Source organism: Streptomyces sp. SCUT-3, from assembly GCF_014083985.1.
In the GTDB taxonomy this organism is placed as follows: Bacteria; Actinomycetota; Actinomycetes; order Streptomycetales; family Streptomycetaceae; genus Streptomyces_H; species Streptomyces_H thermolineatus.
The window spans coordinates 1,014,616-1,034,949 of record NZ_CP046907.1; the positions used below are offsets into that span (position 1 = coordinate 1,014,616).

The window sequence follows — 20,334 nt, forward strand, 5'->3', positions numbered from 1 at the left end:
GCGGGCACCGTCGCCCCGCCCGGTCGCCGGGGCGGGCCGCCGGGACCGGTCACGGGACCGGCCGCGTGACACGGGACCGGTGCGCCTCGTTGTCCTCTTGACCGCGCGGGAACCCCGGAGCACCCGGAACTCCGGGAACTCCGGGAGCTCCGGGGCCCTGCGCGCAGAGCGCGACGAGAAGAGACGAGGACATGCGATGCGCATCGGTTTCGCACTGCCGCAGTTCGGCGCACAGGCCCTGCAGGCCGGGCACGTCACCCGCTTCGCGCGGGAGGCCGAGGCGCTCGGCGCCGGCAGCCTGTGGGTCGCCGACCGCCTGTTCGCCGCCGTCGACCCCAGCGTCGGGTACGCCGGCACGGACACCGTCCCCGAGGAGTTCCGCACCGTCCTCGACCCCCTCGCCCTGCTCGCCGCGGCCGCCGCGGTCACCGACCGGGCCCTGCTGGGCAGCAGCGTCCTCAACGCCCCCTGGTACCCGCCGGCGCTGTTCGCCCGGCAGTTGACCACCATCGACCGGATCGGCGGTGGCCGGCTCCTGGTCGGCCTGGGCACCGGCTGGTCGCCCGAGGAGTACCGGGCCGCGGGCGTGCCGATGGACGAGCGCGGCGCCCGCCTCGACGAATGCCTCGACGTCCTCGACGCCTGGTGGACCACCGACCCCGTGGAACACCGCGGTGCGCACTGGGAGATCCCCGCCGCCCACGTCCGTCTCAAGCCGGCCCGCGCCCCGCGCCCCCCGCTCTACCTGGCGGGTTTCGCGCCCCGCGCGGTGGAGCGGATCGCCCGGCGGGCGGACGGCTGGCTGCCGATCGCCGCGGCGGGCGGGAAGTTCGACCCCGAGGCGGCGGTCACCGGACCGATGGCGCGGATCCGCGAGCAGGCCCGCCTCGCGGGGCGCGACCCGCAGGCGCTGGACGTGGTGCTGCGCGTCAACACCTCGTCCGGCACCACGGTGGAGGACATCGCCGGTGTCCTGCGGCGGGCCCGCGACAAGGCCGGTGTCGAGCACGCCTTCGTCGACCCCATGTACATGACTGACGACGTCGACCAGTGCCTGGAGCTGTGCGGCCGCGTCCTGGAGTCCGTCGGCCGGGGCTGACGGCGCGGACCTGCCCGAGTGCGGAGATCTCGTCCGGCAGTGGGGTGAGGCTGACGTTGCCCGGGTGGGTCTTGATGCCGGAGGGCACCGACTCCACGTCTTCGTCGTCGTCCGCGGGCAGCCGACCTCGGAGGGAGAAGCGCCGGGTTCGGGACAGTTACCGCTCCCGGACGGCGTAGGTCACATGCGTCACCCTCGGGGAGGGCTCCGCCCGGATCTGCTCCAGGGCCACGCGGCCGGCGTCCACTCCCTCGAACAGGCGGATTCCGGAGCCGAACAGCACGGGTGAGAGCGCGATCGAGAACTCGTCGACCAGGCCGGCGTTCACGTACTCCAGGATCGTTGCGCCGCCGCCCGCGATGCGGACGTCGCGATCGCCGGCGGCCTCGCGGGCCCGGTCGAGGGCGGACTCGATGCCGTCGTTGACGAAGTGGAACGTGGTCCCGCCCGGCCGCTCCCAGGGGTCACGCTCGGTGTGCGTCACGACGAAGACCGGCGTGTGGAACGGCGCCTCCTCCGGCCACATCTGCTCGCCGGCGTCGAACATGCGCTTGCCCATCACGCTCGCGCCGGTGCGCTCGAACGTCTCCCTCGCGATGTCGTTGTCGCGCCCTTCCTCGCCGCCCTCGCCGAGCTTCAGGTTCTCCCGGAAGAACCGCTGCGGGAAGATCCACTGCTGGAGCTCCATCCACTGCTGCCCCATCAAGTCCCCGGGGGAATCGGGCGCGATGAAACCGTCCAGCGACATCGACACGCTGAAGAACACCTTTCCGGCCATCAGTCCTCAGCTCCCTTCGAGGCGATCTCGGTGACGTAGGCGGCCAGGTTGCCCAGGGTCTGCCGGCCGCTCTCGATCGCGTGGTACTTCTCGACCGCCTCGTCGCGCTGCTCCTTGGTGGGGAACACCGTGTGCATCCCGATCCGGGTCGCCGTGCCGTCGGGCTCGAACGTCAGGACCGACTCGAAGGCGTTCGGGTCGTCGCGGGTCTCACCGTGGAGCATCGCGATCCGTTCCGGCGGGGCGATCTCGGTCCAGGTGATCCACTCCTGGTAGTCCGTCCCGTCCGGTCCGTGCAGCACGAAGTCCCACTCTCCGCCGACGCGGAACTCGAACGCCCGCGTGGAGGTGGTGAACCCTTCCGGTCCCCACCACCGCGACAGGTGCCGGACGTCGGTGAACGCCTCGAACACCAGCTCCCGCGGGGCGTCGATGATCCGGGAGATGACGATCTCGCGGTCGGCCGTCGCCGACTGCGCCGGTGTTCCTTGTTCCGTCGTGCTCATCGGCTACTCCGCTTTCCTTGTCTGCTTCAGGTCCTGCACGTAGGCGTCCAGTCGGTCGAAGCTCTCGTTCCAGAACTGCTCGAAACCGCCCGCCCACTCGTGGACGGGCCGCAGCCCGCCGGCGTCAAGGCCGTACAGGCGCTGCTTGCCTGCCTTGCGGTCGCGCACCAGCCCGACCTCCCGGAGCACCCGCAGGTGTTTGGACGCCCCCGGCTGGGTCATCCCCAACTCCTGGGCCAGCTCGGTCACCGACCGCTCACCCGCCCGCAGCAGCACCAGGATCTCCCGGCGCTGCGGCTCGGCGATCGCGTTGAAGACGTCCGACGTCGTCGCTGCTCGTGCCATGCGGCGATCATATTCCGATATGGGAATGCGTCAAGCCGGAAGGCATCGGCCGGTCATGTGGGACGAAGATCGCGACGCTTGTCAGCGGCTGCGGGAACCGAGCGAGCAGGACACCTTCGGCCCGAAAGCCACTGGCGGGTTACTCGTCACCTGGTTCGCCGCCCGTCAACGGCACGCCGACGGGACCGACGCGGGACCGACGCGAGGCCGACGCGAGGCCGGTACGGAACCGTCGGAGCCGTGTGCGCGTCCCACCGCCGTCCCCGTCGCACCGCGCACGAAAGGCCCAGTCATGAGAACGCGCCGTTCCCCGGCAGTCGCCCTCCCCCTCCTCGCCGCCCTGCTGCTCGCCGGGTGCTCCGTCCTGCCGAACGGCTCCTCGGACTCCCCCTCCCTGTCCGCCCCCGGGGACCCCGACCCGGACAACCCGCGCACGGGGCCGAAGCACCCGAAGACCGGGCAGTGGTACCGCTACGACATGTACACCCACTGCGGGATAGGGACCGTCCGGTTCGCCGACCGGTGGTGGAAGGTGAGCACGATCCACACCGACATCGACTCCGACGTCGCAGGGGGCCGGGTCGACTGGAGCTACGACTACACCCCCGGCTACATGCAGCTGTCGTCGGACGGCACCGTCGTCTTCCAGACGGCCGGACAGCCCCCGATCACCTTCGTGCCGGGTGACGAGCCGGCCGGGTGCGCCTGACCGGGACCGCCCCCGCCGGGGCTACCCCGTTCACGGGGCGAGGCGGGCCGCGACGGGGAGGTGGTCGCTTCCGGTGGCGGGCAGCGTCCAGGCCCGGACAGGAGTGAGGCCGCGGACCATGATTTGGTCGATACGGACGACGGGGAAAGCAGCGGGGAAGGTGAGGCCGAAACCCCGGCCCGCCGCTTCGTGGGCCGGGCGCAGCCGCGAGGTCAGCGGGGCCAGGGCACGGTCGCCCGCGACGCCATTGAGGTCGCCCAGGAGGACCACCCGGTCCAGTTCCTCCGCGGCGACCGCGCGGCCGAGGGCGGCGGCGCTCTCGTCGCGCCGGTCGGAGGCGAAGCCGTCGGCGGGGGTGATCCGCACCGAGGGCAGGTGGGCGACGTACACCGCGACCGGGCCGTGCGGTGTCCGTGCGACGGTGCGCATACCGCGGTTCCAGTCGGCGCCGAGGCCCTCCGGCCTGATGTCGACCGGGCGGGTGCCGGACAGCGGGTGCTTCGACCACAGTCCGACGGTGCCCACGACCGCGTGGTGCGGGTAGTCAGCCGCCAGGGCACGGCGATAGGCGGGCAGGGCCCCGGGGAGGAGTTCCTGCAGGGCGATCAGGTCCGGCCCGGCCTCCGCCAGGGCGCGGGCGGTGCCCGCCGGGTCGGGGTTCTCGTCGCTCGCGTTGTGCTGGACGACGGTCAGTGCGCCGGGGCGGCCGTCGCCCCGTCCTTCCCCGCCGTTCCGGTCGCCGTCCCCGGCCCCGGCCAGGAGGGCGGGGCCGAAGAGGCCGAGCCAGACCGCCACAGGCAGCAGCGTTGCGGCTGCCGCGAGGCGCGAGCGGCGCAGCAGCGCGAGGAGGAGCAGGACGGGAACCGCCGAGCCGGTCCAAGGCCGGAAGGTCTCCAGCAGGCTGCCGGGATTGCCGGCCGTGTCGGGCACCAGCCCGGGAAAGGCCGTCAACAGGGCCGTCAGCACGGCGGCCACCGCCAGGACCTTCCCGCGGGTGCGGGTGCGGGTACGAGTGCGGGGCCTCTTCGGGGCGGGCTTCTCGTCGACTGTCCGACCGGTGTCCACACCGCACATGCAAACATCCGGCGGAACCCGGCGGAACCCGGGAGCCCGTGCACGGGTCCGGGTCCGCAGGCCGGGTCCGGGTCCGGGTCCGGCTCCGACTCCGGAGGCCGGGACGCGTCGCCGTCCTGTCGGCGCTGCCGCGTCCGGCTGCCTCAATTCCCTTGCCACGCCGCGCCACCCCCTTTATCGTCATTCTGACATTTAAGGAGGTCGCCGCGTGGACGTCGCGGACCTGCTCGCCCCTCTCCAACAACCCCTCGTCACGGTGCTGGACACCCCCGTCAGCTGGACGGAGGTCCTCGGCTTCGGCAGCGGCGCCCTGTGCGTGTGGCTCGTCGCCCGCCAGCACATCGCCAACTGGCCGATCGGCATCGCCAACAACCTCTTCTTCATCCTCCTGTTCACCGGCGCCGGGCTGTACGCGGACGCCGGCCTGCAGGTGGTCTACATCGCCCTGGCCGTGTACGGCTGGTGGTCCTGGGCCGCCGGCGGCCCGGACACCGGCCGACTGCCCGTCAGCCGCACGAGCGCCCGCGCCTGGTGGGTCCTGGCACCGGCCGCCCTGGCCGCCACCGCGCTGCTGACCGTGCTGCTGGACCGGGCGACCGACTCCACCGTGCCCTTCTGGGACGCCCTGACCACCGCGCTGTCACTGGCCGCGACCTGGGGCCAGTGCCGGAAGAAGGTCGAGTCCTGGTACCTGTGGATCGCCGCCGACGTCGTCTACATCCCCCTCTACGCCCACAAGGGCCTGTACCTCACCTCGCTGCTCTACGTCGGCTTCATGGTGCTGTGCATAATCGGACTGCGCGACTGGCGGCGCGAGCCGACGGCCCGTACGGAGAAGGCGGCGGCACCCGCGGAGGCCGCCGCATGAGCGAGTTCGGCCACGGGCTGGTGCTCGGCAAGTTCTACCCGCCGCACGCGGGCCACCACCACCTGGTCCGCACTGCGGCCGCGCGCTGCCGCCGGCTCACCGTGCTGGTGTGCGCCTCGAGCGTGGAGTCGATACCCCTCGCGGACCGGGTGGCCTGGATGCGGGAGGTCCACCCCGAACCGGGCATCGACGTCGTCGGCACGGTCGACGACGTGCCCGTCGACTACTCCGACCCCGACATCTGGGACGCCCACACGGCGGTCTTCCGCGCCGCCGTGCCCGACCCCGTCGACGCCGTCTTCACCTCCGAGGCGTACGGCGCGGAACTCGGCCGCCGCTTCGGCGCGACAGCCGTCACCGTGGACCCCGCCCGCGCGGCGCACCCGGTGTCCGGGACCGCCGTGCGCAAGGACCCCGTCGCCTGCTGGGGCCACCTGTCCGCACCCGTGCGGGCGGCCCTGGCCCACCGGGTGGTCGTGGTCGGCGCCGAGTCCACCGGCACCACCACCATGGCCCGCGCCCTGGCCCGGCACTACCGCGCCCGCGGCGGCGTGTGGAAGGACACCCGCTGGGTGCCCGAGTACGGGCGCCGGTACAGCGAGGAGAAGTACGCGCGGCTGCAGGCGGACCGCCCCGGCGCACCGTTCGACGACGTCACCTGGGAGTCGTACGAGTTCGAGCTGATCGCAGAACGGCAGCTCGCCGACGAGGACGCCGCCGCGCGGGCAGGGTCGCCCGTCCTGTTCTGCGACACCGACGCCCTGGCCACCACCGTCTGGCACGAGCGCTACACCGGCAGCCGCAGCCCCCGCGTGGAGGCCGTCGCCGCACGCGGCCGGCAGCACCTGTGGCTGCTCACCGACCACACCGGCGTGCCCTTCGAGGACGACGGCCTGCGCGACGGCGAACACCTGCGCCCCTGGATGACCGGCCGCTTCCGGACCGAACTGACCCGCCGGGGCCTGCCCCACGTGCTGCTCACCGGCCCCCACGAGGAACGGCTGCGCACCGCCGTGGCCGCCGTCGACGCCCTCCTCGCCCGCGGCCGGCACTTCGCCGACCCACTCCCGGAACGCGGCTGACCCCGGAACGGCCGCACCCCGGAACGGCCGCACCCCGGAACGGCCGCACCCCGGAACGGCCGCACCCCGGAACGGCCGCACCCCGGAACGGCCGCACCCCGGAACGGCCGCACCCGGGGACGGCACCCTCGGCGGCCCGGTCCGGTCAGGGCTTCCCCGGCACGCCGCCGCCCGGCACCGCGGCGATCCCGCAGTCCCCGCCGACCGCGGCGGCCGGGCCGCGGGCCGGGGCGGCGGCCGCGACGAGTCCGGCGTTGAGCCGCCCGACGCGTTCGAAGAGCTCTCCGTCCCGCACGATCCGGTCGCCGAACCCCCGGCGCCACTCCTCGACGTCGATCACGGTCACGATCGTGTCGTGCAGGCCTACGACGACCCACCAGTGGCCGCCGCCGACCACGACCCGCCAGGTCGTGGACACGAACCGGCCGGTGTCGCGGCGCACCTCGGCCATGACGAGTTCCCACGCGCCGGGGTCGAACCGGTCGAGGCGCTCCAGGGGTGCGCCGCGCTCGGCCGCCCGCCTGCGCAGGTGCGGGGCGTGCACCTTGAGCTCCCGTGGCTCGTCCATCACCTGCCGGACCCGGGCGAACAGGGACTCCGGGCCGGAGGCCACGTGGAATCGCGCCGTGTCATGGACCGGCAAGGCTGTCCTGCTTTCTCTCCCGGGCCGCGTCCGAAAAGTGCACTGCGGCTCCCCGGGGCCCATCGTATGCACGACGGCCGGCCCGTCACGCGGAGGGCTGCTCGGGTCAGCGGGGCACGGAACGGCTCAGCACCCGTGACTCCTCCCGCAACCGCAACCCCCGGGAGCCGCCTTCCGGGCAGGGACGGAACTCGATGACGCCGACCGGCGAAGGACAGGTGAACAACCCGAACAAGCCCAAGCCTTCGAGGCGTTCAGACGAACGAAAGGAGCCCCGATGACCGTCGAGCCCTCGGGCGTCCGCACCCGCGAGGAGGATCGCGAGGACAGCGACGCCCGCGTGATCGCGCGGTCCCGGGACGAGCCCGAGCTGTTCGCCGCTCTCTTCGACCGGTACGCCGAAGCCGTGCACCGTTACGCGGCGCGGCGGCTCGGTCCCGAGGCGGCGGAGGATCTGACGGCGGAGACGTTCACGACCGCCTTCCAACGACGCCACACGTACGACCTCGCGCGTGCCGACGCCCGTCCGTGGCTGTTCGGTATCGCGACCAACCTCGTGGGCCGGCACCGCAGGGCCGAGGCGCGCCGCTTCAAGGCGCTCGCAAAGGTCCCGGAGCCGGTGGAGCACGAGGAGCCGGTCGCCGACCGCGCGGTCGCCAGGGCCGGCGCCACGGGGGTGCGCCGGGAACTGGCGGCCGCGCTGGCCGGGCTGTCGGCCCGGCACCGCGATGTCGTACTGCTGGTGGCCTGGGCCGGCCTCGACTACGAGGAGGCGGCCCGGGCCCTCGGGGTGCCCGTCGGCACCGTCAGATCCCGGCTGCACCGGGCTCGCAGCAGATTGCGCGAAGCACTGGGCGGATCCGATCCGACAGCTTTCCGAGAGGCAGACGCCCATGCGTGACATCGACGAACTGCGAGAACTGAGGGACTACGACGCGGGGGCTCCTCCGCTCGACGACGAGACCCGGCGACGCGTCCGGGCACGGCTGCTCGCCGCGATGACCGCGGCGAACGGCCCCGCCCCGGTCGTAGTGCGTCGCCGCCGCCCCGTCCTGCGCATCGCCCTGACCGGCGCGGTCGCCGCCGCGGTCGCCGCCGGCGTCCTGGTCGCCGTACCGGACGGCGACGGCGACGGCGGGGGGCGGACGGCGACACCGCCGGCCACCGGCTCCCCCGCCCTGCGGAGCGTGACCGCGCAGACCGTGCTCAACGGCGCGGCCGCGTACGAGCGGACGCACGAGCAGACGGTCACCCCGCGGGACGACCAGTTCATCTACACCAAGGAGATCATCAAGGAGACCGACCGGGAGACCGGCGTCACGAAGAGCTACGTCGACGAGAACTGGCACTCGGTGGACGGCTCGCAACCCTCCTGGGTCATGGAGATCGGCAAGGGCTGGTGGTCACCGCCGCTCAAGGAGAACGAGAGCATGTGGCCGCCGCAGGACTGGGGCACGCTGGAGAAGCTCCCGACCGACCCCGAGAAGCTGATCCTCTCGCTCCTGGACAAGAGCGGCCCCGACGACAGGAACGACTCGCTCGACGAGATCACCGAGGAGGAGTGGTGGAGGATCCACTTCAGCCTCGCCGGGCTGCTCAAGCTGGTCCCGGTGACGCCGGAGGGGCTGCGCCCGGCGGCGTACGAGGCTCTCGGCATGGTGCCCGGGGTGAAGGTCGTGCCGAATCAGAAGGACGCCAAGGGCCGTACCGGAGTGGCCGTCACGTACGACGACCCGACGCTCCCGGAGGGCGCCACGGGCTTCGGCGGCCACTTCGTCTTCGACCCGGAGACGTACCGGTTCCTCGGCTCCCGTGACGAGCGCACCTCGGGCGACGGCAGGAACATGAAGACGTACACCCAGTTCTCCTACCTCGACAGCTGGGCCGTCGTCGACAGGGCCAAGCAGCGGCCGTAGCCGGGAAGCGGCGGTCCCCGGCCGTGAGGCGGCAGCCCCCGGCCGGGAGACGGCCACGGCCGGGAAGCGGCGGCAGGAGACCCGGCGGCGGCCAGGACCGGAGAGCGGTCCTGGCCGCCCCTGGCGTCAGCGGCCGTCGGCGAAACGGAGGACGTAGCGCTTCTGCCACAGGGTTTCGACGGCACGGCGGTCGTAGTTGCGGCGCACGAAGTCCACGGCCCGCTCCGGCGGCACCCCGTCGAGGACGGCCAGGCAGGCCAGGGCCGTGCCGGTGCGGCCCCGGCCGCCGCCGCAGGCGACCTCGACGCGTTCGTCGGCGGCGCGTGCCCACACCTCGCCGAGGACGGCCCGGGCCTCCTCGTGGCTGCTCGGCAGCCGGAAGTCCGGCCAGCGCAGCCATCTCGCCTCCCAGGGGACTTCGGGAGGCCGCTTGCCGAGCAGGTGGACGGCGAAGGCCGGCACCGGCCCTTCGGGCAGCGGCCGGCGGAGCCCGCGTCCCCGGACCAGGCGCCCGGAAGGAAGGCGCAGGACACCCGTGCCAGTGGGATCCCAGAGTCCGGCCACACCATGCCCGTCAGTCGTCGGAACACCGACGACCATCATCGCCCCGCCGGGTGCTGGCCGTCCCCGGTTCCGTCGCAGTACACATGCCGGGCGTCCCCGGGCGTCCCCGGGCGGGCTCCTCGGGCGGGCTTCTCGGAGGGGCTTCTCGGAGGGGCTCATCTGGCGGGCTCCTCCGGCGGAGAAACCCGCGGCCCGTGCCGCCCGACCCCCGGGCAGATGCCCGGCAGTCCCTCCCCCTGCACCACGCGCGATCGTACGGATGATCAATTCCCTTGCGGGCGGAACGGTCATTCCCGGATGCTTGTGCCGATCATGTACAGGTGGAGGTATGGACGGTGAAGCTCGCCGAGGCCCTGGCCGAACGCGCTGACACGACGCGGCGCGTGGAACAGCTGCGTTCCCGCATCGTGGGCAACGCCCGGTTCCAGGAGGGCGAGACGCCCCCCGAGGACGCGGCACAGCTCCTGACCGAGGCCGGTGAGGCGCTGGACCGTCTGGAGACACTGATCCGCCGTATCAACAGGACCAACTCCGCGGCCGTCATGGGGCCGGACGGCACCGTCACCGACGCGCTCGCGCGCAGGGACGTGCTGCGGCTGCGCCACGCGGTGGTCACCGCGGCCGCTGACGCCGCGGCCGGCAACGACCAGCGCGAGTACGGCCGGCAGCTGCGCTCGGAACTCGTGATACTTCCCGCGCTGCCCGTCGCGGAGCTGCGGGCGCAGGCGGACGTGCTCGCCCGCGAGATCCGCGAGCTCGACATGCGGATCCAGCGCACGAACTGGGAGGTCGACCTCCTGGACTGAGCAGGGCAAGGACGACGGGAGCAGGTAGTCGTCGCGGAGGCGTGCACACACCGCGGGCCGGCGGTTCATCCGGCCCACACCTGGCGCGTGGAGAGCAGCGCAGGGGTTCGATTCCCCGAAAACAATGCAGCTCAGCACAGCGCACAGGTGACCGTGCACAGCACACAGCACATCACCACGTGCAGATCCGCGACGGCGAGGGTGGGCTCGGGGCACCCCGTCGTCCAAGCGCGGGTTCCGCCCCTGCGCACGCTCGGCCGCGACGCTCTGCCGAAGCACTCCCCGACTTCCCCTGTTCCCCTCCGAAGGCTGAAGGACGAGGTCTTCGTGCGGGACCACGAGAACGACAGCAGGGTCCGGGCTCTCCCCGTCTCGAGGACTTCGTCACCAGGGCGCTGCGTCCCGACGGGAAGGAGTGGTACCGGCAGCCCCGAAGCCGCCGGGAGCGCATCCCCACCCGCTCCGAGGCATCCGGGAGCACCGGTCAAATCACTTGCCGCGGGGGGCAGTTGGGGGCTCTCATGGGAATGTCATCGGTGCGTCACAGCTGCCGCTCTCCTGTTGGGGGTGCGGGTGGGTGTGGCTAGAGTAAGGAGCGGCATCGGCAGGTGGTGCCGACCGGGCGCCCGGAGCGATCCGGGCGGGCGGAGCCAAGTTTTCTACGTCTCATGGGGGACAAGCGAGCATGGCCGGACAGCAGTTCACGATGACCGAGGAGGAGATGGTTGCTTTCAGCAACCGGATCCAGTCGGTCAACTCCTCGATCCAGGGTCAGATCAAGCGCCTGCAGACGGTGATCGACACGATCACCGGGGGCTGGAAGGGTTCGGCGGCCACCGCCTACAACAACCTTCAGAACCAGGTCAACCAGGACGCGAACAAGATCAACGACATCCTGCTGGACATCAAGGAAACGATCGACGCCACGACGAAGAACTACGCGGCGTCCGAGGCCGAGCAGCAGTCGGCGATCAACAACATCGCGGCGGCGTCGCCGTTCGGGTGATCCGCCGCGCACGCGGTTGCGTGCGTCCGGGTCCATCCAGCGCAGATTTCTGAGGAGACATCATGTCCGGGCAGATCCTCGTCAATTTCTCCACGATCTCCACTGCCGCCAACGACGTGCGGCAGACGGCGAGCAGCATCAAGAACCAGCTCGACGACCTCGAGGCCGGCGTCAAGAAGATCGCCACGACCTGGGAGGGCTCCGCGCAGGAGAGCTACCGGGCCAAGCAGGCCGAGTGGGACAAGCGGGCGCTGTCGATGCAGCAGACCCTGGAGCAGATCGCCAAGGCGCTCGACCAGGCCGCGCAGAGCTACCAGGCCACCGAGTCGCGCAACAAGGCGATGTGGGGCTGAACCGGCCGGTCCGAGCAGTTCCGGTGCGATGAGGAGGGCGGGTGCGTGCACCCGCCCTCGTCGGCCGTTCCGGCCCCGTCCCACCGGCGCAGGCCGCCGCCGCACTCCACCACGTACCACACATACGCATCACACATCACGTCCCGGGCGGTGGGTCCGGGGCGTTTTCTGGCACAACGCCCACTCCGTGGGGGAGGAGCGAATCCTGTGGGACCGCGCGTCGTGAGGTACACCGCCGGGCGTGCGGTGGCGGCCGGGCTGGCCGCTGCCGGCCTGCTCGCCGCCGCCGGGCCGGCCGCCGCGGCCGGGGCGGGGACAGTGCTGGCCGAGGACGGCGGGGGTGGTGGGGTGCGGATCGACAACACCCAGTGCACGTTCGGGTCCAAGCCGGTGGAGGGGACGCCCTGGTCGTTGCAGCGGATCCTGCTGGACCAGATGTGGCAGCGGACCACCGGGCGCGGGGTGAAGGTAGCGGTGATCGACACCGGGGTGGACGACGACCATCCGCAGTTGGCCCAGGCGCTGGACCGGCGGGGCGGTGCGGACCTGATCAAGGGCGAGGGGGACGAGACCACCGATCCGGTGGGGCACGGGACGAAGGTGGCGGGCATCATCGCCGCGCGGCCGTCCGCGGCGACGGGGTTCGTCGGGATCGCGCCCGGTGCCACGATCATCGCGATCCGGCAGAACGACAACCAGGGCAGCGGGACGGTCACCTCGATGGTGAAGGCGATCGACCACGCGGTGGCGGCCGGGGCCCAGGTGATCAACATCTCCCAGGACTCCTCCGAGAGCCTGAGCGACGACTCGGTGCTGGCCCAGGCCGTGCGCCGGGCGCAGGCCCGGGACGTGCTGGTGGTCGCCTCGGCCGGCAACGACGGGGCCAGCCGCAAGGCCAAGCGGACCTATCCGGCGTCCTACGAGGGGGTGCTGGCGGTGGCCGCCTCGGACCGCAACAACGAGCGGGCCCCGTTCTCCCAGTTCGGTTCCTTCGTCGACGTGGCCGCACCGGGTGTGGACATGCTCTCCACGGTGCCCAAGGGCGGGCACTGCCTGGACAACGGCACCAGCTTCTCCGCCCCCTACGTGGCGGGGGTGGCGGCCCTGATCCGGGCCAAGCACCCGGAGTGGACCTACCAGCAGGTCACCACCCAGATCCTGCAGACCGCCGAGCGCCCGCAGGCCGGCCGGGACGACTATGTCGGCTGGGGCGTGGTCGACCCGGTCGCCGCCCTCACCCAGGACGACACCGAACCCGGCCCGGAACCGGTGGAGAAACCCGCCCCCGCCCCCGGCGCCGGCGCCGACATCCAGCCCGCCGCCGTCGTCCTGGGCGAAAGCCCCCAGGAGCGCACCGAACGCCTGGCCGTCTACGCCGTGGGCGGCGGCCTGGCCGCCGTCGCCCTCCTCGTCGGCGGATCCGTCGTGCTGCGCGACTGGCGGCACAAGAACCGCACACGAACCAACGGGGAGAGCAGGCATGGCTGATCAGTACCGTGTCGACCTGAGTGAGCTCGACAGCGTCGTCAAGAAACTGAACGGCGTTCTCAAGGAGGTGCAGGACACCAAGGGCAAGGCCAAGTCCGAGACGTACCTTCCCCCCGGCGCCCTGGGCACCGGCTTCGCCGAGGCGAGGAACCTGGAGACGGCCCACGTGTCGATGAAGGACCAGATCGAGGCGATCATCGACCACCTCGACGACGTCATGGACAAGTTCGGCCAGAAGACGGTCAGCACCAAGAGCGCGTACGAGGAGAGCGACTACGAGATCCAGGCCGCGCTCTCGCAGAAGCAGAGCTGACGTTTTCCGCCGGACAGGACAGAAGGGGGTTGTGGGCCGTGGGTGAGAAACGGACCGAGTACGAGTACCACGAACCGGGTGCGGCCTCGGGCTACCCGGAGAGCCACGAGACGAAGTTCGCCAACGAGACGCTGCCCGCCATGAAGAAGATGGTGGCCAACGCCAAGCCCGGCGAGGTCGAGCGGGTCTCCAAGGCGTGGAAGGACATCGAGACCAAGCTGGTCGGCGGCGGCGGTGTCAAGGAGACCTTCGACGCCGCGGTCGAAGCCGTCCTCAAGCACTGGGAGGGCGCGGCCGCGGACGCCTTCAGGGCCCACGCCAAGAAGATCAGCAAGAAGATCACCGACAGCGCGAAGTACGCCGAGAACACCTCAGTGGCGATGCAGGGCGCCGCGAAAGCACTCGCCGCCTACAAGCCGGTCATCGACAACATGGAGATGCCCGACACCCTGGACAGGGCCGGCGACTACCTCGGCGACCTCGGCGACCGCAGCGGCGACAAGGCCCTCGACGCCGACATCAAGGGCAACGTCAGCACTGAAGAGGCACTGAACAAGCACCACGGAAGCCTCTCCGCCGGCAAGGAACGCCAGCTCGAGGCCGCCATCGTCATGGAGCAACTGGGAGCCGCCTACAACTCCCAGGCCAAGGCAATGGGCTCGTGGAAAACGAAGAAGAGCGACGACCAGGAGTTCCCCGGAGATCCCGGCGGAACTCCACCGGTCGCGGCCGTTGTTCCTGTCTCTCCAGCAGTCTCCCGACCCAAGCCGTCGACAGGGGGCGGGGGAAGAGTCAATCCGGGAGCAGGAAGCATCAGTCCGTCGAAGCCGGTTGCTCCTCCTCGTGATTCGGCAGTCATCGGCGGCGCGCAGAAGCCTGCTCCTGGAACCAAGCCTCAGGTGGGGACCGTGATCGACGGCATCTCCGGAGGAACCGGAGGAGGCTCTGTCGGCGGCGTTGCCACCGGGGGCGCAGGAGGCTCTGGAGCGGGCGGAATTTCCGGCGGGGGGATCGCCGGTGGCGGAGCTGCGGGCATTGTGGGCGGGGCCCGCGGTGTCGGTGGCGTCGGTGGCCGTGGCACCGCTGGAGTCGGCGGCACGGCCGGCCAGGGTGCGGCAGCCGGCGGTGGAGCCGCCGGCCGCGGTGGCGCAGCCGGAGCCGGGCGTCCTGGCATGCCCGGTGCTGCTGGTGCGACTGCTGGAGGAAGAAGCGGCGCAGCATCCGGCCGTGCAGGAGCCCTGGCCCGCCAGAAGGGCGGAGTCGTCGGCGGCACCCCGGGAGCCGGTGGGGCCGGCAGGGGAACGGCCGGTGGTTCCAGCCTTCACCGGAGCCGAGGAGCCGCGCAGGCGGCGGGAGGTGGCGGCCGCCCCGGTGGTCCGATGGGCGCAGGCGTACCTCGCGGACGCAGCGACAGGGAAAGAGAGGAAAGCCGGCGGGAGGGAGAACGCCCGGACTACCTCGTGGAGGACGAGGAGACCTGGGCGACGCCGCGGAACGTGGCTCCCCGTGTGGTCGATTAATTAAAGGCCGAGACGGCTTGAAGGGTGGGGGGTGTGGCTGATGTGCCGCACCCCCCTTCTGCCTGAAAGGTGAAAAGTATGAGGATTAAGCAAGTACTGCACGTGGCAACAGTGGCAAGTTTGGCAAGTGCACTGACCCTTGTTCCCGCGGGAGCTGCTTCGGCGGATCAAGTCAGAGATGCGCAATGGCCCTTGGAATTTTTTGATGCAGATTCCGTCTGGGAGATTTCTGAAGGCAAAGGGGTAACCATTGCCGTTATCGATGACGGGTTCGAAACAGATCACCCCGACCTCAAAGAGAACCTTCTGGAAGGTAAGGATTTCATTGACGGCGGAGACGTGAACCCCTCAAGCGGCGAAAACCACGGCACTGCGATGGCGTCGATCATTGCCGCTCACGGCCATGGACCTGAAGGAAGCCAGGGCATGAAGGGACTGGCGCCTGAAGCAAAGATTCTGCCGATCAGATACTCACTCCAGGACAGCCTTGCCGATCCCATTCGGTATGCCGTGGACCAGGGAGCCACGGTGATCAATATTTCACTGGGCAGCTCCGCGAGTGACAATGAAGAAAAAGAAGCAGTTGAGTATGCACTTGAAAATGATGTACTGATTGTTACAGCCAGCGGAAACGAAGGAGGCTCATCCATCGGATATCCCGGCGGGTATCCGGGAACCTTGACCGTCGGAGCGACCGGGAAGGACGGCGAGATTTGGGGCAACTCAAACCACGGACCCGAAGTCCTCCTGACCGCCCCGGGAGTCGAAGTCGTCACTGCTGGGAGTTCCACACCGTATCGAAAAGGAGACGGTACTTCCGATTCTTCAGCGTATACTTCTGCCGCCGCCGGACTGATTCGATCCAAGTATCCTGATCTCACGGCAGGGCAGGTTGTGAACCGACTGGTGAAGACTGCCGGGCTTCCGGATTCGGCGAAGGGAATCTCGCTTCCCGACGAGAAGTACGGGTACGGCTACATCCGGCCGTTGGCTGCATTGACAGAGGATATTCCGAAAGGTTCGAAGTACGGGCCATTGAAGGTGCCGGAGTCACTGCAGTCACCTTCTCCGGGCTCCGGATCCGGGGGTGACAGTGGCTCTGATTCGGGGGCAGGCTCCAACAACATTTTGAAGCGACTCCTGGTCTTCGTTGCTGCTCCACTCTTCCTGCTGTTGGTCATCGGATTGGTGGTGTTCGCGACCGTCAAGGCTTCCCGCCGCAAGAGGAGGAGTGCCGCGGTGGAGGCCAACTGGGGAGAGGGCCAACGGTCGCCGTACGGTCAGCAGATGCCGCCCGGAGGTCTCAGCGGGTTCCCGCCTCGGCAACAGGGGACAGACCGGGACCAGCCGTCCGGCCCCTGGAGGCCGTAGAAGCGGCGGAACGGGAAGAAACAGAGCGTTACGGGTCCGCGTGGTTGTCTTCCGCGCGGGCCCGTTCCTGTAGGACTTCGTCCCGGTTGCGAAAGCCTGCTTCGGGCGTTGAGGTCCTTCAGCGCTGAGCCGGAGGTGCGGGCCGCCCGCCGCGCCCCTTCCGGGAGCGGCGAGCGGCGGCGCACCTGCCGCGCAGGGCGTCAGGCCGGGGTTGTGGCCTTGCCCGATGCCTTGCCGCACCCCGGGGCCGCCTACACGTTCGCCAAGCGCGCCAACCACCTGCGCGTGCAGGCCGCCTCCCTCACCCGGGGAGCACGCGGGGCGCGCGTCAACACGATCAGCCTCGGCGTCGTCTCCACCCCGATGGGCCGCGCCGATCCGGCCGGCGAGTCCGGCGTCCCCATGCGCGCCCTGATCGAGAGCTCGGGCACCGGCCGCAACGGCGCCCCGAACGACATCGCCGAGGCCACCGCGTGGCCGGTACCGCGGCCGTCACCGCCACCCGCTACGCGGTCAAACGCATCCTCAAGGAGGCCGCGCAGGCCGCCGTCGAACAGGTGCTGGCCATCGCCACCGCCCCTGCGGTCGCCGCCCTGGAGACCATGACCACCGACCTGGTCGTCCAACTCGGCTCCAACGCCCTCGGCTTGCAGGACGGCGTCGACCTGAACCAGACCGCCCAGGCCGGCAAGGACGGCTTCGGCCAGGGCGTCAACGACATCAAGAACGGCTTCAACCTCGCCTCCGCCGGAGGCGGCGGCGGAGGAGGAGGCGGAGGCGGAGGCGGCGGTGGCGGTGGCGGTGGCGGCGGTGGAGGGGCAAAGAAGATATCCGTCGACGCCGACGCCTACGACGACATCGTCACCAAGCTCGACGGCATCGGCAGCGGCATGAAGGACAAGGCCTCCGCCAAGATGACCCGGGCCCGCACCGCCCAGGGCCGCACCCGCGGCAAGGACGCCATCGCGGATGCCGCCAACAACATCGCCGACGGCCTCCTCGACGGCCTCAAGAAAGCCGCCGACACCGCCACCGGCCACATCAAGGGCGACATGCGCCGCGGCCTCAAACAAATGGCCGACAACCACCGCGACAACGACACCAAACTCAAGAACCACCTCGACAACATCACCAACGGCACCGGAAAAACCGACACCAAGAGCCCGAACAGCAGTACCTCCCTCAACTCCACCGGCAGCGGCCCCGGAACCGCTCCGAGCTCCAAGGCTCCCGGCACGAACAGCAAGTCCCGCGATCAGCTCGGCAAGGAACATCCCAACAACAGCACCCGCACCAATGGGGCGGTCAAGGGCTGCGGTGACCCGGTGGACGTCGCCACCGGCCGTGTCTTCCTCGATCAGGCCGACATCGCTCTCCCCGCCGCGCTCCCCCTCGTCTTCAAGCGCAGGTTCGAGTCGTCCTACCGTGCAGGCCACCGGGTAGGCCCTTCCTGGGCCTCCACGGCCGACCAGCGCTTGGAGATCGACGACCGCGGCATCGTCTTCGTCACCGAAGACGGCCTGCTGCTGACCTACGGGACCCCTCGGCCCGGCGAGCCCGTCCTGCCCGATCACGGTCCTCGCTGGCCGCTGCTGCGCACCCTCCGGGGCGACTGGGCCGTCCACGACCCCGACACCGGCCACACCCGGTACTTCGCCGAAGCCGCCCACGCCCCCGGCCTGGCCCTCCTGGACGAGATGTCGGACCGGAACGGCAACCGGATCACCTTCGACTACGACCACGGGACCGGCGCACCGCTCGCCATCCGCCACTCCGCCGGCTACCACCTCAGGCTCACCACCGACGAGCACGGCCGGACAACCGCCCTCCACCTGGCAGGCGCCGCCGAGGACGGCTCCGACCTGCTGGTGGTGTCGTACGGTCACGACGAGGCGGGCAACCTCATCTCGGTCACCAAGTCCTCCGGCATCCCGACACGGTTCGAGTACGACGGCGACCACCGGATGACCGCCTGGGTCGACACCAACGGCAGCCGCTACGAGTACACCTACGACCACCACAGCCGCTGCGTGTCACAGGGCGGCGCCGAGGGCCACCTGCGCTACCGCTACGACTACGACCGGACCGACCCGGCCACCGGCCACCGCGTCACCACCGTGGTCGACTCCCTGGGCCACACGACCCGCTACCTGGTCAACGACCGCCTCCAGGTCGTCGCCGAGACCGACCCGAACGGTGCGACCACCCACACCGAGTACGACGAATTCGACCGGGTCCTGTCCGTCACCGACCCGCTGGCCCGCACCGTACGCATTGAATACGACGAAGCCGGCCGACCGGTCACCGTCACCCGCGCCGACGGGCACCGGTCATCGGTCACCTACAACGACCGGGGGCAGCCTCTCACCCTCACCGAGCCCGACGGTGCGGTCTGGCGGCACGGATACGACGACCGGGGAAACCGCACCTCGCTCACCGACCCGGCCGGAGCCACCACCCACTACGCCTACGATCCTCGCGGCCGTGTCACCTCGATCACTGACGCGCTCGGCCACACCGTCCACATCACCAACAACGAAGCCGGCCTGCCCCTCACCGTCACCGATCCGGCCGGAGCGGTCACCCGCCACGCTTACGACAGCTTCGGCCGCCTCACCTCCATCACCAACCCTCTCGGCGGAGTCACCCGGCTGTCATGGACCGTTGAGGGCCGGCTCGCGGCGCGCACCGACCCCGCCGGTGCGCGGGAGGCGTGGACCTACGACGGTGAGGGGAACTGCGTCACCCACACAGACCCGCTGGGCCGGACCTCGCACTTCGAGTACACCCATTTCGACCTGCCGGCCGCGCACACCACCCCCGACGGCGTGCGCCACACCTTCACCCACGACAGCGAACTGCGCCTCGTCCAGGTCACGAACCCCCACGGCCTGACCTGGAACTACCACTACGACGCAGCCGGCCGGCTGGTCTCGGAGACCGACTTCGACGGCCACACCCCGACCTACACCTACGACTCCGCCGGGCAGCTCACCACGCGCACCAATGCCGCCGGGCAGGTGACCGGCTACGTCTACGACGCCGTCGGCAACCTCGTCGAGAAGACGGTCGACGGCCGCACGATCACCTACGAGCACGATCCCTGCGGGCGTCTCCTCCACGCCACCGGACTCGACGCCACCCTCAGCTACCGGTACGACCCTCTCGGCCGCGTCATCGGCGAAACCACCGACGGCCGCACGCTCGCCACCGCATGCGACCCCATCGGCCGCCGCACCCACCGCACCACCCCCGTCGGTGCCACCACCACCTACACCTACGACACGTCCGGCCACCTCGCCACCCTCACGACCGCCGGCCGCACTCTCACGTTCGACCACAACGCCATCGGCCAGGAGACCACCCGCAGGCTCGGCGACGCCCTCACCCTCAACCGCACCTGGGACCCCGTGGGGCGCCTCACCGAGCAGGTCCTGACCGCGCCCCGCTCCCCCGGCCCCTTCAGCACCGCACTTACACCTACCGGCCCGACGGCCACCTGACCGCCGTCGGCGACCAGCACACCGGGCAGCGCACCTTCGACCTCGACCCGGCCGGTCGCGTCACCGCCGTCCACGCACACGACTGGACCGAGACCTACGCCTACGACCGGAGCGGCAACCAGACCCACGCGTCCTGGCCCGACCGGCATCCCGCCTCGGACGCCCGCGGCGACCGCGCGTACACCGGAACGCGCATCACCCGCGCCGGAAACATCCGCTACGAATACGACGCACAGGGCCGCGTCACCCTGCGCCAGAGGATCCGCCTCTCCCGCAAACCCGACACCTGGCGCTACACCTGGGACGCCGAGGACCGCCTCACCCGCGTCACCACCCCCGACGGCACCGTCTGGCGCTACCTCTACGACCCCCTCGGCCGCCGCATCGCCA

General features: G+C 70.7%; 20 protein-coding genes and 2 pseudogenes. 16 read left to right on the forward strand and 6 right to left on the reverse strand.

Annotated elements, in window-relative coordinates:
• Positions 1 to 196 precede the first annotated feature (196 nt).
• Entirely contained in the window at positions 197 to 1,099 is a 903-nt protein-coding gene (locus GQS52_RS04490) for a TIGR03619 family F420-dependent LLM class oxidoreductase (protein ID WP_182311767.1), read from the forward strand.
• Between the two features lie 157 nt (positions 1,100 to 1,256).
• Here the strand turns inward: GQS52_RS04490 and GQS52_RS04495 are convergent, their stop codons facing one another.
• From GQS52_RS04495 to GQS52_RS04505, 3 genes are read right to left on the reverse strand one after another with little or no spacing between them, the layout of a single operon-like run.
• Positions 1,257 to 1,877 carry a dihydrofolate reductase family protein gene (locus GQS52_RS04495; RefSeq protein WP_182311768.1) on the reverse strand — a complete coding sequence of 207 codons (621 nt, stop codon included), beginning with the start codon at positions 1,875 to 1,877 and terminating at the stop codon, positions 1,257 to 1,259.
• Positions 1,877 to 2,383: an SRPBCC family protein gene (locus tag GQS52_RS04500; protein ID WP_182311769.1), complete on the reverse strand. Its 507-nt coding sequence runs from the start codon at positions 2,381 to 2,383 to the stop codon at positions 1,877 to 1,879. The genes GQS52_RS04495 and GQS52_RS04500 overlap by 1 nt, the downstream gene beginning before the upstream one ends.
• A 3-nt stretch (positions 2,384 to 2,386) precedes the next feature.
• On the reverse strand, positions 2,387 to 2,728 hold the full coding sequence (locus GQS52_RS04505; protein WP_182311770.1) for a metalloregulator ArsR/SmtB family transcription factor: 342 nt from the start codon (positions 2,726 to 2,728) through the stop codon (positions 2,387 to 2,389).
• Between the two features lie 292 nt (positions 2,729 to 3,020).
• Between GQS52_RS04505 and GQS52_RS04510 the strand changes: the two genes are divergently transcribed.
• Entirely contained in the window at positions 3,021 to 3,437 is a 417-nt protein-coding gene (locus tag GQS52_RS04510; RefSeq protein WP_182311771.1) for a hypothetical protein, read from the forward strand.
• Between the two features lie 30 nt (positions 3,438 to 3,467).
• On the opposite strand, the gene GQS52_RS04515 is transcribed toward GQS52_RS04510, so the two are convergent.
• Positions 3,468 to 4,511 (reverse strand): endonuclease/exonuclease/phosphatase family protein, encoded by a 1,044-nt coding sequence (locus tag GQS52_RS04515; RefSeq protein WP_182311772.1) that lies wholly within the window; start codon positions 4,509 to 4,511, stop codon positions 3,468 to 3,470.
• Between the two features lie 208 nt (positions 4,512 to 4,719).
• On the opposite strand from GQS52_RS04515, the gene pnuC reads away from it, so the two are divergent.
• Positions 4,720 to 5,379: a nicotinamide riboside transporter PnuC gene (pnuC, locus tag GQS52_RS04520; protein ID WP_182311773.1), complete on the forward strand. Its 660-nt coding sequence runs from the start codon at positions 4,720 to 4,722 to the stop codon at positions 5,377 to 5,379.
• Positions 5,376 to 6,461: an AAA family ATPase gene (locus GQS52_RS04525; RefSeq protein ID WP_182311774.1), complete on the forward strand. Its 1,086-nt coding sequence runs from the start codon at positions 5,376 to 5,378 to the stop codon at positions 6,459 to 6,461. Before pnuC ends, GQS52_RS04525 begins: the two co-directional genes overlap by 4 nt.
• A 145-nt stretch (positions 6,462 to 6,606) precedes the next feature.
• Here the strand turns inward: GQS52_RS04525 and GQS52_RS04530 are convergent, their stop codons facing one another.
• Positions 6,607 to 7,104 carry a hypothetical protein gene (locus GQS52_RS04530; RefSeq protein ID WP_182311775.1) on the reverse strand — a complete coding sequence of 166 codons (498 nt, stop codon included), beginning with the start codon at positions 7,102 to 7,104 and terminating at the stop codon, positions 6,607 to 6,609.
• Positions 7,105 to 7,381: 277 nt separating this feature from the next.
• Here GQS52_RS04530 and GQS52_RS04535 point away from each other — a divergent pair, with 277 nt between their 5' ends.
• Positions 7,382 to 8,005 (forward strand): RNA polymerase sigma factor, encoded by a 624-nt coding sequence (locus GQS52_RS04535; RefSeq protein ID WP_182311776.1) that lies wholly within the window; start codon positions 7,382 to 7,384, stop codon positions 8,003 to 8,005.
• Entirely contained in the window at positions 7,998 to 9,020 is a 1,023-nt protein-coding gene (locus tag GQS52_RS04540; protein ID WP_182311777.1) for a CU044_5270 family protein, read from the forward strand. Before GQS52_RS04535 ends, GQS52_RS04540 begins: the two co-directional genes overlap by 8 nt.
• 126 nt (positions 9,021 to 9,146) lie before the next feature.
• On the opposite strand, the gene GQS52_RS04545 is transcribed toward GQS52_RS04540, so the two are convergent.
• Positions 9,147 to 9,620, reverse strand: a complete 474-nt coding sequence (locus GQS52_RS04545; RefSeq protein WP_259371036.1) for a protein-tyrosine phosphatase family protein — start codon at positions 9,618 to 9,620, stop codon at positions 9,147 to 9,149.
• 299 nt (positions 9,621 to 9,919) lie between these two features.
• On the opposite strand from GQS52_RS04545, the gene GQS52_RS04550 reads away from it, so the two are divergent.
• The 10 genes and pseudogenes from GQS52_RS04550 to GQS52_RS27475 all read left to right on the forward strand — a co-directional run.
• Positions 9,920 to 10,390 carry a DIP1984 family protein gene (locus GQS52_RS04550; RefSeq protein WP_182316201.1) on the forward strand — a complete coding sequence of 157 codons (471 nt, stop codon included), beginning with the start codon at positions 9,920 to 9,922 and terminating at the stop codon, positions 10,388 to 10,390.
• A 685-nt stretch (positions 10,391 to 11,075) separates the two neighbouring features.
• Complete coding sequence (locus GQS52_RS04555) at positions 11,076 to 11,396, forward strand: WXG100 family type VII secretion target (protein WP_182311779.1); 321 nt, start codon at positions 11,076 to 11,078, stop codon at positions 11,394 to 11,396.
• Between the two features lie 62 nt (positions 11,397 to 11,458).
• A complete protein-coding gene (locus tag GQS52_RS04560; protein WP_182311780.1) occupies positions 11,459 to 11,749 on the forward strand; it encodes a WXG100 family type VII secretion target in 291 nt (96 codons plus the stop codon).
• 222 nt (positions 11,750 to 11,971) lie between these two features.
• Complete coding sequence (gene mycP / locus GQS52_RS04565; RefSeq protein ID WP_259370575.1) at positions 11,972 to 13,237, forward strand: type VII secretion-associated serine protease mycosin; 1,266 nt, start codon at positions 11,972 to 11,974, stop codon at positions 13,235 to 13,237.
• Complete coding sequence (locus GQS52_RS04570; protein WP_182311782.1) at positions 13,230 to 13,550, forward strand: hypothetical protein; 321 nt, start codon at positions 13,230 to 13,232, stop codon at positions 13,548 to 13,550. The genes mycP and GQS52_RS04570 overlap by 8 nt, the downstream gene beginning before the upstream one ends.
• Positions 13,551 to 13,588: 38 nt before the next feature.
• On the forward strand, positions 13,589 to 15,070 hold the full coding sequence (locus tag GQS52_RS04575) for a hypothetical protein (RefSeq protein WP_182311783.1): 1,482 nt from the start codon (positions 13,589 to 13,591) through the stop codon (positions 15,068 to 15,070).
• A 78-nt stretch (positions 15,071 to 15,148) separates the two neighbouring features.
• Positions 15,149 to 16,441: a S8 family serine peptidase gene (locus GQS52_RS04580; protein WP_182311784.1), complete on the forward strand. Its 1,293-nt coding sequence runs from the start codon at positions 15,149 to 15,151 to the stop codon at positions 16,439 to 16,441.
• A 285-nt stretch (positions 16,442 to 16,726) separates the two neighbouring features.
• Positions 16,727 to 16,858 (forward strand): annotated as a pseudogene (locus GQS52_RS27470) (short-chain dehydrogenase); the annotation flags it as partial.
• Between the two features lie 56 nt (positions 16,859 to 16,914).
• A complete protein-coding gene (locus GQS52_RS04590; protein ID WP_259370576.1) occupies positions 16,915 to 19,944 on the forward strand; it encodes a DUF6531 domain-containing protein in 3,030 nt (1,009 codons plus the stop codon).
• A gap of 260 nt (positions 19,945 to 20,204) precedes the next feature.
• A pseudogene (locus GQS52_RS27475) lies at positions 20,205 to 20,294 on the forward strand (hypothetical protein); the annotation flags it as partial.
• Positions 20,295 to 20,334: the final 40 nt, after the last annotated feature.